This window comes from Streptomyces sp. NPDC007162, assembly GCF_040634175.1.
GTDB lineage: Bacteria > Actinomycetota > Actinomycetes > Streptomycetales > Streptomycetaceae > Streptomyces.
In genome coordinates this window covers 1-14,404 of the sequence record NZ_JBEYFC010000205.1, presented here as the reverse complement: position 1 = coordinate 14,404, position 14,404 = coordinate 1, and the positions used below count along the sequence as shown (strand labels likewise).

The window sequence follows — 14,404 nt, the reverse complement described above, 5'->3', positions numbered from 1 at the left end:
GCTCGACCTCGGCAAGGGACCCTACTTCTACCTCCCGAAGACCGAGTCGCACCTCGAAGCCCGGCTGTGGAACGACGTGTTCGTGTTCGCGCAGGACCATCTCGGCATCCCGCAGGGCACCGTCCGCGCCACCGTGCTGATCGAGACGATCACGGCCGCGTACGAGATGGAGGAGATCCTCTACGAACTCCGCGACCACGCCTCGGGGTTGAACGCGGGACGCTGGGACTACCTGTTCTCCATCATCAAGAACTTCCGTGACGGCGGGCCGAAGTTCGTCCTCCCGGACCGCAACGCCGTCACGATGACCGCCCCGTTCATGCGGGCGTACACCGAACTCCTCGTCCGCACCTGCCACAAGCGCGGTGCGCACGCGATCGGCGGCATGGCGGCGTTCATCCCGTCCCGCCGGGACCCCGAGGTCAACAAGGTGGCCTTCGAGAAGGTCCGCGCCGACAAGGACCGCGAGGCGAACGACGGTTTCGACGGCTCCTGGGTCGCCCACCCCGACCTGGTCCCGATCGCCCTGGAGTCCTTCGACCGGGTCCTCGGCGACCGGCCGAACCAGAAGGACCGGCTGCGCGAGGACGTCCAGGTGGCGGCGGCCGACCTGATCGCCATCGACTCGCTGGAGGCCAGGCCCACCTACGCCGGTCTGGTCAACGCGGTCCAGGTGGGCATCCGGTACATCGAGGCGTGGCTGCGCGGCCTGGGCGCGGTGGCCATCTTCAACCTCATGGAGGACGCGGCCACCGCCGAGATCTCCCGCTCGCAGATCTGGCAGTGGATCAACGCGGGTGTCGAGTTCGAGAACGGCGAGCGGGCCACCCCGGAGCTGGCCCGCAAGGTCGCCGCCGAGGAACTCGCCGCCATCCGCGGGGAGATCGGCGAGCAGGCCTTCGCGGCCGGACACTGGCAGCAGGCCCACGACCTGCTGCTCCAGGTCTCGCTCGACGAGGACTACGCGGACTTCCTGACGCTGCCCGCGTACCAGCAGCTCCGCGGCTAGGCAGGTGTGTCCGAGTGGCCCAGGGACCTTCCCGGGGCCACTCGGTCGCGTACCGCCTGCTTCACCGCCGTGGGCTCGGGGAAGCCCTGTTCGCGCCGGTCCCACACCACCTCGTCCCCGACGCGGACGACGAAGACCCCGCCCTTGCCGGGCCTGAGCGCCAGTTCGGTCAGCTCGGTCTCGAAGGTGGTCAGCAGTTCCTGTGCCAGCCAGGCCGCCCGGGGCAGCCAGCGGCACTGGGTGCAGTACTCGATCTCGACGCGCCCGTTGTCAGTCATCCGAGGTGCACCGACCAATCCTGTTCCGCCGCGGGCTTCCCGTGCAGGTCGGGCACCTGCTTCAGCCAGGCCGGGCGTCCGTGCCTGGCCCTGGCCGCGCGGGCCGCCTCCTCGGACGCGAGCTGGTCACGGCCCGGGAAGTCGGTGGGAAGCCACCGCGCCGAGCTGCGCGCCCGCGCCAGCAGGTAGCCGGCATAGGCCTCGCGCATCTCGTCCGGGGTGCCGAAGTCGGTGAGCCAGGCGTCCGGAACCTCGGCGAGGATGTCCCTGAGCAGCTGCTCGGTCACCCTGGGCGCCAGTTCGACGTCCGCCGCCCGGGTGTCGGGGCCGTACCGGCCGAGGGCGTGGTAGCGGAAGTCGTAGGCCTTCTCGGGCGTCGAGGTGTCCCAGCGGTGGTGGAAGACGAGGGCGGCGCCGTGGTCGATGAGCCACAGGCGCGGCCGCGCGATACCGAGGGCCGGCCAGACCATGAGGTTGGAGCTGTGCACCGTGCGGTCGACGTTGACGGTGAGCGCGTCCAGCCAGACGATCCGGCCCGCCTCCAGCGGATCCACCGGGAAGACCTCGGCGATCTCCGGGGTGAAGTCCCTGGCACCCGGCAGGAAGTCCATCCCCAGGTTCACTCCCGCGCTGGCCGCGTGCAGCTCGCGCACCTCCTGGTGCGGCTCGTGCGCGGCGATGGCGGGATCGAAGCGCACCGTCACCAGCTCGGGGAAGCGCAGCCCGAGCGCCCGCGCCAGCTCCCCCACGATCACCTCGGCGACCAGCGCCTTGCGCCCCTGCGCCGACCCGGTGAACTTCACCACGTAGGTGCCCAGGTCGTCGGCCTCGACGACGCCGGGGACGGACCCCCCGGAGTGCAGCGGCGCGACGTAGCGGGTCGCCGTGACCTCTCTCAGCATGTTGCACGTACCTGCGACTCGCTTGCGTTCACTCCCGCATAGTAACCAGGGGCCCTTCGCGAACGGCACCTTGAACCAGACCTCTGTGGGTGTTCAGACGGGCAGCGGACCCGGGTCGTGCGGTGCCAGCGGGTTGGGCGACGGCAGGTACCGGGCGTCGGCGCCGTCCGCCCCGGTCCAGCGCAGCAGCAGGTTGGTCTTGCCCGGCAGGGTCGGCGACGCCAGCAGGTCCGTCACCTCCGGGAGCGGGTGCCGGGCCAGCTCCCGCCGCGCCGCGGGCCACGGATCGAACCCGGCGTGCCGTTCGACGAGTGCTGCGGCGACCTCGGTGAGGTGGTTGACGACCAGGCAGTACACCAGGCGCTCCCACCCGGCGGCCCGTGCCACGTCGGTCAGCAGCTTGACCCCTTCGGCGTCCCGGAACAGGGCCTGCACCGGCGTACCGTCGGCGTCCACGGCCACCAGGGTGTTCTGCAGATGCGCCTCCAGTACGACGCCGTGGTCGGCGAAGGCCGCGAGGACGGGGGGTACGACCGCCCGCAGGTACGCCTCCCACCAGGCCCCCGGGTCGGCGGCCGCGGCCAGCGGGTCGCCCTCGAAGCCCTCCACCAGGCCGGCGGCGAGCAGCGGGGTCGCTCCCGGCAGCAGCGGCCCGCGCAGCCCGTCCCGCACGATCACCGCGAGTTCCTCGAAGGCGAAGCGGGCGGTGCGGTAACCGCGGTCGCCGAGCCAGCCGGCCGGCCCCTCGAACGCCGTGCACGCGGCACTCGCGGCGGTGTTCGTACGGGACAGTTTCCGCAGGTCGTGGGCCCACAGTCGACGGATGTCGTTGGTGATGCGGACATCCAGGCTGAACTTCAGGAAGAGATCGCGCACCGGCTCGTACACCGTGCGGATCGCGGCCGTGGGCCAGGTGGCGAAGTCCGTCTCACCGAGGCGCAGCAGCCTGCCGTCCGCGAAGGCGGGGGCGAGGTCGAGGGCGGCCAGATCGAGCTGCCAGGGGTGGGCCGGCAGCAGCCGGTAGCCGGGCGGTACGGCGGCCAGCCGGTCCAGCGCCGTCGTGTCGCCCTCCTCGGCCACCTCGTCCTCGCGGACCCCGAGCAGCACCAGCGGGAACCGGGCGTGTGCCTCGGGGGCGTACGGCAACCACGCGGCCACCGGGCCGCCACCGCGTGCCTTGGGGGCGGGGTGGTAGGGATGGCCGGTGATGAGAGACTGCTCCGAGCGCAGGTACGGGTCGTCGGGCGCCGTCGCCCCGGCGCGTGCGGTGAGCAGCGCGGCGACCGCGTCCCGGCTGTCGAGCATCTCGGCCGGCAGGTCGCCGTTGGACAGTCCGGTGTGCCTGCGCAGCTCGTCGCTGACGAGTTTCACCAGTTCGGCGTGGCCGACCCGGTGCCAGGAGCCGTCCGCGTACACCTCGGGGTCGACGGGCCGGCGATCGCCGCGCACCCGCAGCAGCCGGCCGCCGCCGGGCAGCCGGTAGGTCCGCCGCTCCTGCCCGCCGTCGTCGGTACCGGCATCCTTTCCGGCGTCCGGGAGCGGCTCGGCCACCTCCCGCAGCAGGCAGTTCAGCAGGGGGGCGGCAGCGTACGCGTCGGCGCGCTCCGCGACGGCGTCGCTGGGGGGCATGAGGTCCACGCGTTCCATTCGTTCTCCACGTCCGCACGGTCTCTCCGTCCGCACAGTCCGATCAGGATCAGTATGTCTTTCGACGACGGTCATCATGACCGTCGTACCCGTCCCCCGAGGAGTCCTCCCGTGCACCGTCCCTCCCCCATCGAGAACCGGCTCGCCGCCGAGCTGGCCGAGGCGCGGCCGGACCTCGTCGACCGGTACTCGGCCGAGCTGCCGGGCGCGCGGGCGGCGGTGCTGACCCGGCTGTGGCGGGCGCTGGCGCACGAGCCGCTGCCGTGGGTGGTGCGCCGGGTGCGCGGGGCGCACGGCCTGGCCCTGTGGCTGGCCGACGGGCGGGCGCTGCACGGCCCGCACGCGGATCCGTTCGCCACCGGCGCGTACGTGACGACCGTACGTCTGGACGGGGTGGCCCACGACGATCCGGCGCGGTTGATGACCGGCCTGGGGTGGCCGCACTCGGCCGGTCTCGCGGCCGAGCTCGGGCACAGTGCGGCCTCGCTCGCGCTCTCGCGGGCCGGTCAGGAGGCCGGTGCCGGGGAGTGGCCCGCACGGGACTGGCAGTGGGAGCAGCGGATCGTCGACGGGCACCCCTTTCACCCCAACTGCCGTTCGCGGCCGGGTTTCTCCGCGGCGGAGCAGCTCGCGTACGGGCCGGAGCACCGGCCGGTGGTGCGGCTGGAGACGATGCCGGTCCCGGCCGGGGACTGTCTGCTGACCGGTGACTGGCCGGACGAACTGCGGGACGGCGGGCGGCTCTTGATTCCCGTGCATCCCTGGCAGACCGCCCATGTCCTCAAGGGCGGCGCGCAGCCCTGGCGCGCCGTGCACCCGCTGATGTCCCTGCGCACGCTGGCGCTGCCGGACGGGACGCACGTCAAGACGGCGCTCAGCGCCCGGCTGACCTCGTCCGTGCGGGACATCTCCACGTACTCGATCGGCGCGGCGGTGACGCTGTCGTCGTTCGCGACGGATCTGGCGGCCCGCACCGACGGACTCCTGCACGTCACCCGCACGCTGGGCGCGGCCACCGCCGACTCGCCGGACCTGGCGGCGGTGCTGCGCGAGTCGCCGCAGGCCTACGCGGCTCCGGGCGAACGGGTGCTGCCGGTGGCGGCCCTGGCCACCACCACCCTCCCCGGATCACCGTCCTGGCTGGCCGAGTTCACCCGCCTCGCCCTGACGGTGGGGCTGCGGCTGCTGGAGCTGGGCGTGGCTCTGGAGGCCCACGGCCAGAACCTCCTCGTGGTGCTCTCCGAGACCGGCGCGCCGCTGCGCCTGGTCTACCGCGACCTGGCCGACATCCGGCTCAGCCCCGCCCGGCTGACCCGTCACGGCATCACCCCGCCGGCGCTGACGGGCCGCCAGATCACGGACGACGAGACGGTCCTGCGCCGCAAGCTGTTCGGCTCGCTGGTCGCGGGCGCACTGGCCGGCACCGCGGGTTCCGGTCCGGCCCTGGCCGACGCCCTGGCCACGGCCGCGGCACGGCTGCCCGGCACCCCCGATCTGACGGCGCTCCTCGAAAACCCCCTGCCGGCCAAGGCGTTGACCCTGATGCGGCTGTCGCCGGAAGTGCCGGGGGACCAGTGGGCGGCGCTGCCGAACCCGCTCGCGGACGCCTGATGACCTATGTGGGCGCCCGCTGCCCGGAGTTGGCCTGCCGGCCACCCGCGTGTCGGCGACAGGACCTCGTTTTGGAGCCCGGCGCCTTGGATCAATAGGATCCGCCGATGATCAGAACACAACGGCCGGTGGCAGGAGTCTGCGCGCTGCTCGCCGCCCTGGCCGCCGGGATCGCGTTCCCCGGCCCGGCGGCCGCCGACGAGACCGACCAGGCGGCTCCGAAAGTGGAGCTCGTGCTCGACGTCAGCGGGTCCATGCGGACGGCGGACATGGACGGCGGGACGCGGATGGCCGCGGCCAAGCAGGCGTTCGACGAGGTGCTGGACGCGACGCCCGAGGCGGTCCAGCTCGGCATCCGCACCCTCGGCGCCAACTACCGCGGCAACGACCGCAAGGAGGGCTGCAAGGACACCGCGCAGCTCTACCCGGTCAGCACCCTCGACCGCACCGAGGCGAAGACCGCGGTCGCCACCCTCCAGCCGACCGGATGGACGCCGATCGGCCCCGCGCTGCTCAAGGCCGCCGACGATCTGCAAGGCGGCTCCGGCACCCGCCGTATCGTCCTGATCAGCGACGGCGAGGACACCTGCCAGCCGCTGGACCCCTGCGAGGTGGCCCGGGAGATCGCCGCCAAGGGCATCGGGCTGACCATCGACACCCTCGGCCTGGTGCCGGACGCCAAGACCCGCGACCAGCTCAGCTGCATCGCGGACGCGACCGGCGGCACCTACACGTCGGTGGAGCACAAGAAGCAACTGACCAACAGGGTCGGACAGCTGGTGGACCGGGCCGCCGATCCGGTGGTGACGCCGGTGGCCACCGAGGGGACGGACCAGTGCTCGTCCGCACCCTCGCTCAAGTCCGGCCTGTACACCGACCGCGAGGAGTTCGGGCAGCAGCGCTGGTACAAGGTGGACGTCAAGCCCGGCCAGGAGCTGCGGACTTCGGTGAGCGTCGCGGCCGACCGGGCCGTCAACGCCAACTACGGGGTGCTGCTGCGCGCGGTGACCGGGAGCGGGCGCGAGATCGTGCGCGGCGAGGCGTCGGGGACGGGCCGTACGGACGTCGTCTCCACCGGGTTGCGGTACCCGAAAGCGGAGAGCGACGACGAGGACGCCACCGCGGAGACCGTCTGCCTCCAGGTGACCAACTCCTTCTCCGCCGCGGCCGGGGTGAAGACCAGTCCCGGTCTGCCCGTCGAGCTGACGGTCGACGTGGTGGACGGTCCCTCGAAGGCCGGCGACGTGGCCTCCTTCGGTCTCGGCCGCGGCTGGTGGCTGCTCGGTGCCCTGGTACTGACCGGCTTCCTCGCGGGTGTGCTGTGGGGCTGGGTGTCGCGCTGGCGGATCGCGGTCTGGAGGACCAACTGATGCGGATCACACGAGTGCTGAGTGCGGCACTGCTGGCCGTGGGCCTGGCGGCGGGCCCGGCGGTCGCCGACTCCTCCCCCTCCCCCGGCGCCTCCGAGGACAGCGGCGCGCCGACCCGGGCGGGCACCTCCTTCCGTACGGCGACGGAGCTCGACCAGGGCCAGCGGGCCACGGCCGGCGGCTCCACGGGCGACTACCTGTACTGGTCGTTCCCGGCGGACGCGGGCCAGCGCCCCGACGTCACGGCGACGGTGAAACTGCCCGCCTCGCACGCGGCGCAGACCTGGCAGATCGACGTGTACGACGGTCTGCGGCGCCGGCAGTCCTGCCAGTACGGCGCGGGGACCCGCACGGCCGCGCAGGACACCTCCTCGGTGGAGCTGACCTGTGTGCTGCGTACCGTGCGCGCCTGGTCCGAGCCGTGGGCGAACGATCCGCTGCCCGGCACGTACTACATCCGGCTGACGGTGCTGAACCTGAGCTCGGCCGACCTCGGCCAGCCGGTGAGCGCCGAGGTGCGGGCGGGCTCCAAGGACATCGGCGGCTCGGCGGCGGTGGACGGCTCGCTGGCGAAGCCGCTGGTGCCGGGCATCGCCGTCCGGTCCGCGTCGGGTGACGGGGACACGAAGGCCGCGGTGCTGTCCAGCTTCGGTTCCGACGACGGCTGGTCCTCCGGCTGGTGGACGGACCGCTGGGTGTGGACCGGCATCGGCGGCGTGCTGGCCGCGCTCGCCGGTATCGGCGGGTACGCGCTGACGCGGGGGTCGGGCCGGCCGTCGCGGGTGCCGCCGGGCGCCTGATCCGGGTCGACCGGGCCCCCCGTTCGCGGGGGCCCGGTCGCCGTTTCAGGCCTCGCGCAGCGCCTTGGCCAGTGCGCCGTCGCCCGTCACCGTCACCCGCCCGCCGCGTACCGCGTCCGGCAGCTCCAACTCCCCCCGGGCCAGGGCCGTACAGGTCTCCGTGTCCAGCAGGAGCCGGGCGTCGGGGTCCGCCGGGGCCGGGCCGTCGCCGTACACCGGGCCGTCCTCCGTGCCGACGCGCAGGTGGAACTCGCCCTCCTCCAGCCGGACTTCGACGAGGCCCTCGCCCTGGAGGAACCGCAGCAGGGGCAGCGCGAACCAGTGGGCGCGGGCCGCGTCCGTGGGGCGGCGCTCGCCCAGCTCCGGCTCGCCCCACCTGCCCAACGCCTGCAGCACGGGGAGCAACTCCCTTCCGCGTGGGGTGAGTTCGTAGACGTACGCCGCACCGGGCGGGGGCAGCCGCCGCCTGGTCGTGAGCCCGTCCCGCTCCATGTCCTTCAGCCGGGAGGCGAGGACGTCCGTGCTGACCCCCGGCAGATCCGCGTGCAGGTCGGTGTAGCGGCGGGGACCGGCGAGCAGCTCCCGGACGATCAGCAGGGTCCAGCGGTCGCCGACGACGTCGAGGGCGCGGGCCGCGGAACAGTACTGGTCGTAGCTTCGGCGAGGTGACATGCGACGCAGTCTAGACAAGGTGTTGGACTTTCCAAGCTCCTACTTGGTAAAACCAAGCAACACTAGTTCCCGGAGGGGCGCATGGAGTTCCGGCAGTCCAACAAGCTCAGCGAGGTCTGTTACGAGATCCGCGGACCGGTGATCGAGCACGCCAACGCGCTGGAGGAGGCGGGCCACAGCGTGCTGCGCCTGAACACCGGCAACCCGGCGCTGTTCGGCTTCGAGGCGCCGGAGGAGATCCTCCAGGACATGATCCGGATGCTCCCGCAGGCGCACGGCTACACCGACTCGCGGGGCATCCTCTCCGCCCGCCGGGCGGTGGCGCAGCGCTACCAGACGCTGGGCCTGGAGGTCGACGTCGACGACGTGTTCCTCGGCAACGGCGTCTCGGAGCTGGTCTCCATGGCCGTACAGGCGCTGGTCGAGGACGGCGACGAGATCCTCATCCCGGCCCCCGACTTCCCGCTCTGGACGGCTGTGACCACGCTCGCCGGCGGCAAGGCGGTGCACTACCTCTGCGACGAACAGGCCGACTGGTACCCGGACCTGGCCGACATGGAGTCGAAGATCACGGACCGCACCAAGGCGGTCGTCATCATCAACCCGAACAACCCGACCGGCGCGGTGTACCCCAGGGAGATCCTGGAGGGCATCCTCGACCTGGCCCGCCGGCACGGCCTGATGGTCTTCGCCGACGAGATCTACGACCAGATCCTGTACGACGACGCCGTCCACCACTCCACCGCGGCCCTCGCCCCCGACCTGGTGGTCCTCACCTTCTGCGGGCTGTCCAAGACCTACCGGGTGGCGGGCTTCCGCTCCGGCTGGCTGGTCGTCACCGGCCCCAGGCAGCACGCGAAGGACTACCTGGAGGGCCTCACCATGCTGGCCTCCATGCGGCTGTGCGCCAACGCGCCCGCCCAGTACGCCATCCAGGCCGCGCTCGGCGGTCGGCAGTCCATCCGCGAACTCGTCACCCCCGGCGGGCGGCTGCACGAGCAGCGCACGGTGGCGTGGGAGAAGCTCAACGAGATCCCCGGGGTCTCCTGCGTCAAGCCGAAGGGCGCCCTCTACGCGTTCCCGCGCATCGACCCCAAGGTCCACCCCATCCACGACGACGAGAAGTTCGTCCTCGACCTCCTCCTCCAGGAGAAGATCCAGGTCGTCCAGGGCACCGGCTTCAACTGGCCCGCCACCGACCACTTCCGCATCCTCACCCTCCCCCACGCGGACGACCTGGAGACGGCGATCGGCCGGATCGGACGGTTCCTGAGCGGGTACCGGCAGTAGGGCCGCGGACCGGCGTTGCTCCGTCCGGTCGACCCCCGGCACGGACCGCGGGCGCGTGCGTCCGCCGAACCCGGTCGCCGGGCTCATAGCCTCTGACGCATGGCTGATGTCTTTCTCGTCCGGCACGGTGAGACCGAGTGGTCGCGGTCCGGACGGCATACCGGGTGGACCGACGTGCCGCTCACCGAGCACGGCAGGGACGAGGCACGACGGCTGGTGCCGCTGATCCGCTCGCACCGCATCGGTGCCGCCTTCGTCAGCCCGCTCCAGCGGGCCCGCGAGACCGCCGAGCTGATCGGGGTGGACGACGCCCGGATCGACGCCGACCTGCGGGAGTGGGACTACGGCGGCTACGAGGGCGTGACCACCGTGGAGATCCAGCGCACCCGGCCCGGCTGGTTCCTGTTCACGGACGGGGTGGCGCCCGGCCCGCCGGACCGCCCCGGGGAGAGCCCGGAGCAGGTCGGGGAGCGGGCCGACCGGATGCTGGCCAAGGTCGAGGCGGCCCTCGCCGACACGGAGGGGGTCGTGCTGCTGGTGGCCCACGGACACTTCCTGCGCGTCCTGACCGCCCGCCGCCTCGGCCTGCCCCCGGCCGCCGGGGCCCTCTTCCAGCTGGCGACCGGGACGCTGTGCCGGCTGGGCACGGAGCACGACCGGCCGGTGATCGCGGGCTGGAACATCCGGCCCGGCGGTTAGCGGGACCGCGTTGTCAGTGCCCGGTCGTACTCTTCGAACGGGCCGCTCACCAGGCGGCTTCGGACCGCGGACCACCGGGAGGAGCACTGTGACCCGACCGCCCACCGCCGCGCAGCGGCGTGTCATCGACGCCGCCGACCCGGTCACCGGCCGGCTGCGGGGTACGGAGGCGCAGCTCGCGGCGCTGGTGAAGCGGGGGCTCGCCTTCCGGCACCCGCGCCCGCCGCACGACCACTTCCTGACGCCGGCCGGGCACCGGACACGGGAGAGTCCGCAGCCGCCGGCCGCGGCGGAGCCCGAGCCGGCCCACGGCTTCGCCGCGCGGATCGGCGGTGAGGAGCAGGCCGACAGCGGGCCCGCCCGGGCGCGCGAGGTGCACAGCGCCTGGCAGGGACTGCTCGAACTGCGCCGGATGACCAATCCCGACGGGGCCGTGGACCGGCCCTGCGGCTGGGAGCGGACGCATCTGGTGCGGGCCGCGGCGCTCGCCCTGGAGGCGGCCGGACACCCGCCGGAGCAACCGGGCACGCCGGGCTACCGGGTGCGGGCCACCCCGCAGCCGGAGGCGGTCGCCGTGCACGCGCCGGAGGGCGAGCCGCTGCGGGCGTGCGCGGTCACGCTGGAGCGGGCGGGCTGGCAGGCGGGCGAGTACACGGAGCCGCGCACCAGGACGCGCTATCTGCTGGCATCGCCACGCCGGGTGTGACGCCCGTGCCAGGATGCCGGCAGAGGATCAGTGCGTCGTACACGAGAAGGGGAAGTCGTGAGCGAACCGTATTCCGTCCGCGTCACGGTCCGTGGCTACGAGACCGACGTCCAGGGCCATCTGAACCAGGCGGTGTACATCAACTACGCCGAGCACGCCCGCTGGTCGCTGCTCCAGGCCGCCGGGATCACCCAGGCCCGGCTGGTCGGCCGGGGGGTGGGTCCGGTGGCCCTGGAGACCACCATCCGGTACAAACGCGAGCTGGTCGCGGGTGACGAGGTCGATGTGACCTGCGCGTTCGAGTGGAGCGGCGGCAAGACCTTCCGGATACTCCAGAAGATCATCAAGGCGGACGGCACGCCGGCCGCCGAGGTCGACGCGGTCGGTGGGCTGCTGGATCTGAAGACCCGCAAGCTGGTCGCCGATCCGCGTGAGATCTTCAAGGAACTCACCTCGGCCCTGGAGCTGTTCGGGCTCTGACGCGGTCCGCGCCCGCCGCACCGGCTAGACGTCGAGCAGCTCCGGCCGGTGCTCGGCGTCGTAGGCCGCCCGCGCCTCGGCCACGTACCCGCGGTTGCGCTCGGCCCAGTCGGTCAGCCTCAGCAGGGGCTCGTGCAACTCCACCGCCACCGACGTGAGTTCGTACTCGACCTTCGGCGGCACCGTCGGGTGGACGGTGCGGGTCACCAGCCCGTCGCGCTCCAGGTTGCGCAGGGTGAGGGCCAGCATCCGGCGGCTGATGCCCTCGATACCGCGCTCCAGCTCGGTGAAGCGGATCGGGCCGTGCGCGGCCGCGACCAGGATCTGCACGCTCCATTTGCCGGCCACCCTGTCAAGTACCTCGCGGACCGGGCACGCGTGGGCGTTCACCACCTGGGTGGTAACACCGGTGTTCCGCTGGGACATCGAACTGCCTCCTGACGCCGTCCTCCGATGGTCACTCACCATGAACCCCGTTACAAGTCGTGCACCTTGCGCACGATCGGTTCCTGTTGATGTCCCTGACGAGTTCCAGGGTGATTGCGGAGGCCAGAAGGCCATGTCGACCACGACCGGCACACCGGCCGCACCGGTGACTCTTCCTCGAACATACCCGCGCCGGGCGTCCCTCGCCGTGCTGTGCGCGGGTGCGCTGGTGACGATCCTGGACGGCACCATCGTCACGGTGGCGATGCCGGCCGTCCAGCGCGACCTGGACTTCAGCGGTCCGGGGCTCGCCTGGGTGGTGAACGCCTACCTGATCCCGTTCGGCGGCCTGCTGCTGCTGTTCGGCCGTCTGGGTGACCTGCTGGGCCGCAGGCGGATGTTCACGGCCGGGCTCGCCGTGTTCACCGCGGCCTCCGCGGCCTGATCAACCTGCCGATCGGGGTGGCCGCCTGGCCGGCGGCACTGCGCGTCCTGGCCCGCGACTTCCGCGCCGGGCCCGTGGGCGGTGCGGACTGGCCGGGCGCCGCCCTGGTCACCGGCGCGCTGATGCTCACCGTGTACGTCATCGCCGGCGACCGCGGGCCGGCCGCCACCGCCGCGCTCGCCGCGCTCGCCCTCGCGCTCCTCGTGGCGTTCGCCGTCCGCCAGGCGCGGGCCGACCGCCCCTGCTGCGGCTGCGGATCCTGCGCTCCCGGGCGCTGAGCGGCGCGAACGGTGTGCAGGTCCTGATGGTCGCGACCATGTACGGCTTCCAGTTCCTCGGCGCGCTCTACCTCCAACGCGTGCTGGGCTTCGGCGAGTTGCAGACGGGCCTGGCCTTCCTGCCGGCTCCGCTGGCGATCGGCGTGCTCATGCTCGGGCTGTCGGCGCGCCGCACCGGCCGGTTCGGCGGGTGCCGGGTGCTGCTGGCCGGGCTGGTGCTCATCACCGTCGGGATGGCCCTGCTGAGCCGGGCGCCCGCCGACGTCTCGTACGCGGCCGACGTACTGCCGCCCATGCTGCTCATGGCGGCCGGGTTCGCCGCGGCGATGCCCCCGCTCACCGGCCTCGCCATGTCCGGGGCCCGCCCGGAGGACGCCGGACTGGCCTCCGGTCTCTTCAACTCCACGCAGGTGGTGGGGGGTTCACTGGGACTGGCCGTTCTGTCCACGCTCGCGGCGAGCCGCACCGGCGGGCTGCTGCACCGGGGTGCCGAGCTGGTCCCGGCCACGGCGGAGGGCTACCGGGTGGCTGCGGTGATCGCGGCGACGGCCCTGGCGCTGGCGGCGGTCGCACTCCGGCCGGACGGGGAATGAGCCTCGGTCCGCCTCGAACGGGGCCCGGTTGTCCCCGGCACGGGGTCCGTCCATGCCCCAGGCGGTGCGCAGCCCGCTGCGGGCGGGGGTGGACGCGTTGTCGGTGCGGATGGACCGGGCGCCCGCGCGGGTGCGCGAGGCACACCCGTATCGACCGCGTCCGCACGGTGGCCACCCGGGCATGCCGCCCCGCTCCTACCTCACCGGCCGGCTGCCGGCGACAAGCCGGTGCCAGGCGGTCCGCCGCACGGTCACGAGATCGACTGAGGGGACGTGAGGGGCACGGCGGCCGCTGCCGCGTCCCCCGCCTCCGCGCGCCGCCGGCCCAGGTGGTTGAAGACCAGGTTCAGGAGTACGGCCGTCACGCACCCCGTCGAGATACCCGAGTCGAGCACGATCCGGGCGGTCTCCGGGAAGGCGTGGTAGAAGTGCGGCGCGGTGATCGGGACGATGCCGACGGCCAGCGCGACGGCGACGACCAGGATGTTGTCGCCCTTGTCCAGACCGGCCCCGACCAGGGTCTGGATGCCACTGGCCGCCACCGAGCCGAACAGGACCACGCCCGCGCCGCCCAGCACCGGGCGGGGCACGACGGCGATCAGCGAGGCGGCCGCCGGGCACAGGCCCATCAGCACCAGGAAGCCGCCGCCGGCCGCGACCACGAACCGGCTGCGGATCCGGGTCATGGCGACCAGGCCGATGTTCTGTGCGAAGGCGCTGCACATGAATCCGTTGAAGAGCGGGCTGAGCGCCGAGCCGAGGGTGTCGGCGCGCAGCCCGGCCGCGATGGTCCGCTCGTCGGCGGGGCGCTCCACGATCTCGCCCAGCGCCAGCATGTCCGCGGTCGACTCGGTCATCGAGACCACCATCACCACGCACATGGAGAGGATCGTGGCGAGCTGGAACTGCGGTGCTCCGAAGTGGAAGGGGGTGGGGAAGCCGACCAGGTCCGCGTCCGCGACCGGAGCGAAGTCCGTGACGCCGAACGGGATCGCGACCAGGGTGCCCGCGACCAGGCCGGCCAGCACGGCGATCTGCTGGACGAAACCGCGCGTGACCCGCCGCAGGAGCAGGACCAGGACCAGGGTCGCGGCGGCCAGGCCCAGGTACTTCGCCGAACCGTAGTCGGCCGCCGCGGGGTCGGGTCCCTGGGCCCAGCCGAAGTCCCAGGCTGCGGTCCGGCATCAACTGAGACACC

12 protein-coding genes and 3 pseudogenes are annotated in these 14,404 nt (G+C 72.8%); 9 read left to right on the top strand and 6 right to left on the bottom strand.

Annotated elements, in window-relative coordinates; all coding sequences use genetic code 11:
• A pseudogene (locus tag ABZ646_RS23710) lies at positions 1-1,009 on the top strand (malate synthase A); the annotation flags it as partial.
• On the opposite strand, the gene ABZ646_RS23705 reads toward ABZ646_RS23710, so the two are convergent.
• The 3 genes from ABZ646_RS23705 to ABZ646_RS23695 all read right to left on the bottom strand — a co-directional run bounded on the left by ABZ646_RS23705 (position 1,006) and on the right by ABZ646_RS23695 (position 3,836).
• A complete protein-coding gene (locus ABZ646_RS23705) occupies positions 1,006-1,287 on the bottom strand; it encodes a SelT/SelW/SelH family protein (RefSeq protein ID WP_360522265.1) in 282 nt (93 codons plus the stop codon). The pseudogene ABZ646_RS23710 and the gene ABZ646_RS23705 sit on opposite strands and share 4 nt — an antisense overlap.
• On the bottom strand, positions 1,284-2,189 hold the full coding sequence (locus tag ABZ646_RS23700) for a HipA family kinase (protein ID WP_360522262.1): 906 nt from the start codon (positions 2,187-2,189) through the stop codon (positions 1,284-1,286). The genes ABZ646_RS23705 and ABZ646_RS23700 overlap by 4 nt, the downstream gene beginning before the upstream one ends.
• Positions 2,190-2,282: 93 nt before the next feature.
• Positions 2,283-3,836, bottom strand: a complete 1,554-nt coding sequence (locus ABZ646_RS23695) for an IucA/IucC family protein (protein WP_360522259.1) — start codon at positions 3,834-3,836, stop codon at positions 2,283-2,285.
• Positions 3,837-3,947: 111 nt separating this feature from the next.
• On the opposite strand from ABZ646_RS23695, the gene ABZ646_RS23690 reads away from it, so the two are divergent.
• The 3 genes from ABZ646_RS23690 to ABZ646_RS23680 all read left to right on the top strand — a co-directional run bounded on the left by ABZ646_RS23690 (position 3,948) and on the right by ABZ646_RS23680 (position 7,617).
• Complete coding sequence (locus ABZ646_RS23690) at positions 3,948-5,447, top strand: IucA/IucC family siderophore biosynthesis protein (RefSeq protein WP_360522256.1); 1,500 nt, start codon at positions 3,948-3,950, stop codon at positions 5,445-5,447.
• Positions 5,448-5,554: 107 nt separating this feature from the next.
• Positions 5,555-6,817, top strand: coding sequence for a VWA domain-containing protein (locus tag ABZ646_RS23685; RefSeq protein WP_360522253.1), 1,263 nt, complete (start codon positions 5,555-5,557; stop codon positions 6,815-6,817).
• Positions 6,817-7,617 carry a hypothetical protein gene (locus ABZ646_RS23680; protein ID WP_360522250.1) on the top strand — a complete coding sequence of 267 codons (801 nt, stop codon included), beginning with the start codon at positions 6,817-6,819 and terminating at the stop codon, positions 7,615-7,617. The genes ABZ646_RS23685 and ABZ646_RS23680 overlap by 1 nt, the downstream gene beginning before the upstream one ends.
• A gap of 45 nt (positions 7,618-7,662) precedes the next feature.
• On the opposite strand, the gene ABZ646_RS23675 is transcribed toward ABZ646_RS23680, so the two are convergent.
• Entirely contained in the window at positions 7,663-8,289 is a 627-nt protein-coding gene (locus ABZ646_RS23675) for a winged helix-turn-helix transcriptional regulator (RefSeq protein WP_360522248.1), read from the bottom strand.
• 81 nt (positions 8,290-8,370) lie between these two features.
• Between ABZ646_RS23675 and ABZ646_RS23670 the strand changes: the two genes are divergently transcribed.
• The 4 genes from ABZ646_RS23670 (at position 8,371) to ABZ646_RS23655 (ending at position 11,464) form a co-directional block, all read left to right on the top strand.
• The gene (locus ABZ646_RS23670; protein WP_360522246.1) at positions 8,371-9,579 is read left to right on the top strand and encodes a pyridoxal phosphate-dependent aminotransferase; all 1,209 of its coding nucleotides are present in this window, start codon (positions 8,371-8,373) and stop codon (positions 9,577-9,579) included.
• 99 nt (positions 9,580-9,678) lie between these two features.
• Entirely contained in the window at positions 9,679-10,278 is a 600-nt protein-coding gene (locus ABZ646_RS23665) for a histidine phosphatase family protein (RefSeq protein WP_360522243.1), read from the top strand.
• Positions 10,279-10,366: 88 nt separating this feature from the next.
• A complete protein-coding gene (locus tag ABZ646_RS23660) occupies positions 10,367-10,984 on the top strand; it encodes a hypothetical protein (RefSeq protein ID WP_360522240.1) in 618 nt (205 codons plus the stop codon).
• Positions 10,985-11,041: 57 nt separating this feature from the next.
• Positions 11,042-11,464 (top strand): acyl-CoA thioesterase, encoded by a 423-nt coding sequence (locus ABZ646_RS23655; RefSeq protein ID WP_360522237.1) that lies wholly within the window; start codon positions 11,042-11,044, stop codon positions 11,462-11,464.
• Positions 11,465-11,488: 24 nt separating this feature from the next.
• Here ABZ646_RS23655 and ABZ646_RS23650 read toward each other — a convergent pair whose 3' ends face one another.
• Positions 11,489-11,890, bottom strand: coding sequence for a helix-turn-helix domain-containing protein (locus ABZ646_RS23650; RefSeq protein WP_360522234.1), 402 nt, complete (start codon positions 11,888-11,890; stop codon positions 11,489-11,491).
• Positions 11,891-12,023: 133 nt separating this feature from the next.
• On the opposite strand from ABZ646_RS23650, the pseudogene ABZ646_RS23645 reads away from it, so the two are divergent.
• A pseudogene (locus ABZ646_RS23645) lies at positions 12,024-13,206 on the top strand (MFS transporter).
• Between the two features lie 251 nt (positions 13,207-13,457).
• On the opposite strand, the pseudogene ABZ646_RS23640 reads toward ABZ646_RS23645, so the two are convergent.
• Positions 13,458-14,369 (bottom strand): annotated as a pseudogene (locus tag ABZ646_RS23640) (solute carrier family 23 protein); the annotation flags it as partial.
• Positions 14,370-14,404: the final 35 nt, after the last annotated feature.

What these genes read in the sequence shown, in the direction of transcription:
- ABZ646_RS23705 (WP_360522265.1), bottom strand. Translation starts at nt 1,287, where the DNA reads ATGACTGACAACGGGCGCGTCGAGATCGAGTACTGCACCCAGTGCCGC.
- ABZ646_RS23700 (WP_360522262.1), bottom strand. Translation starts at nt 2,189, where the DNA reads ATGCTGAGAGAGGTCACGGCGACCCGCTACGTCGCGCCGCTGCACTCC.
- ABZ646_RS23695 (WP_360522259.1), bottom strand. Translation starts at nt 3,836, where the DNA reads ATGGAACGCGTGGACCTCATGCCCCCCAGCGACGCCGTCGCGGAGCGC.
- ABZ646_RS23685 (WP_360522253.1), top strand. Translation starts at nt 5,555, where the DNA reads ATGATCAGAACACAACGGCCGGTGGCAGGAGTCTGCGCGCTGCTCGCC.
- ABZ646_RS23680 (WP_360522250.1), top strand. Translation starts at nt 6,817, where the DNA reads ATGCGGATCACACGAGTGCTGAGTGCGGCACTGCTGGCCGTGGGCCTG.
- ABZ646_RS23675 (WP_360522248.1), bottom strand. Translation starts at nt 8,289, where the DNA reads ATGTCACCTCGCCGAAGCTACGACCAGTACTGTTCCGCGGCCCGCGCC.
- ABZ646_RS23670 (WP_360522246.1), top strand. Translation starts at nt 8,371, where the DNA reads ATGGAGTTCCGGCAGTCCAACAAGCTCAGCGAGGTCTGTTACGAGATC.
- ABZ646_RS23665 (WP_360522243.1), top strand. Translation starts at nt 9,679, where the DNA reads ATGGCTGATGTCTTTCTCGTCCGGCACGGTGAGACCGAGTGGTCGCGG.
- ABZ646_RS23650 (WP_360522234.1), bottom strand. Translation starts at nt 11,890, where the DNA reads ATGTCCCAGCGGAACACCGGTGTTACCACCCAGGTGGTGAACGCCCAC.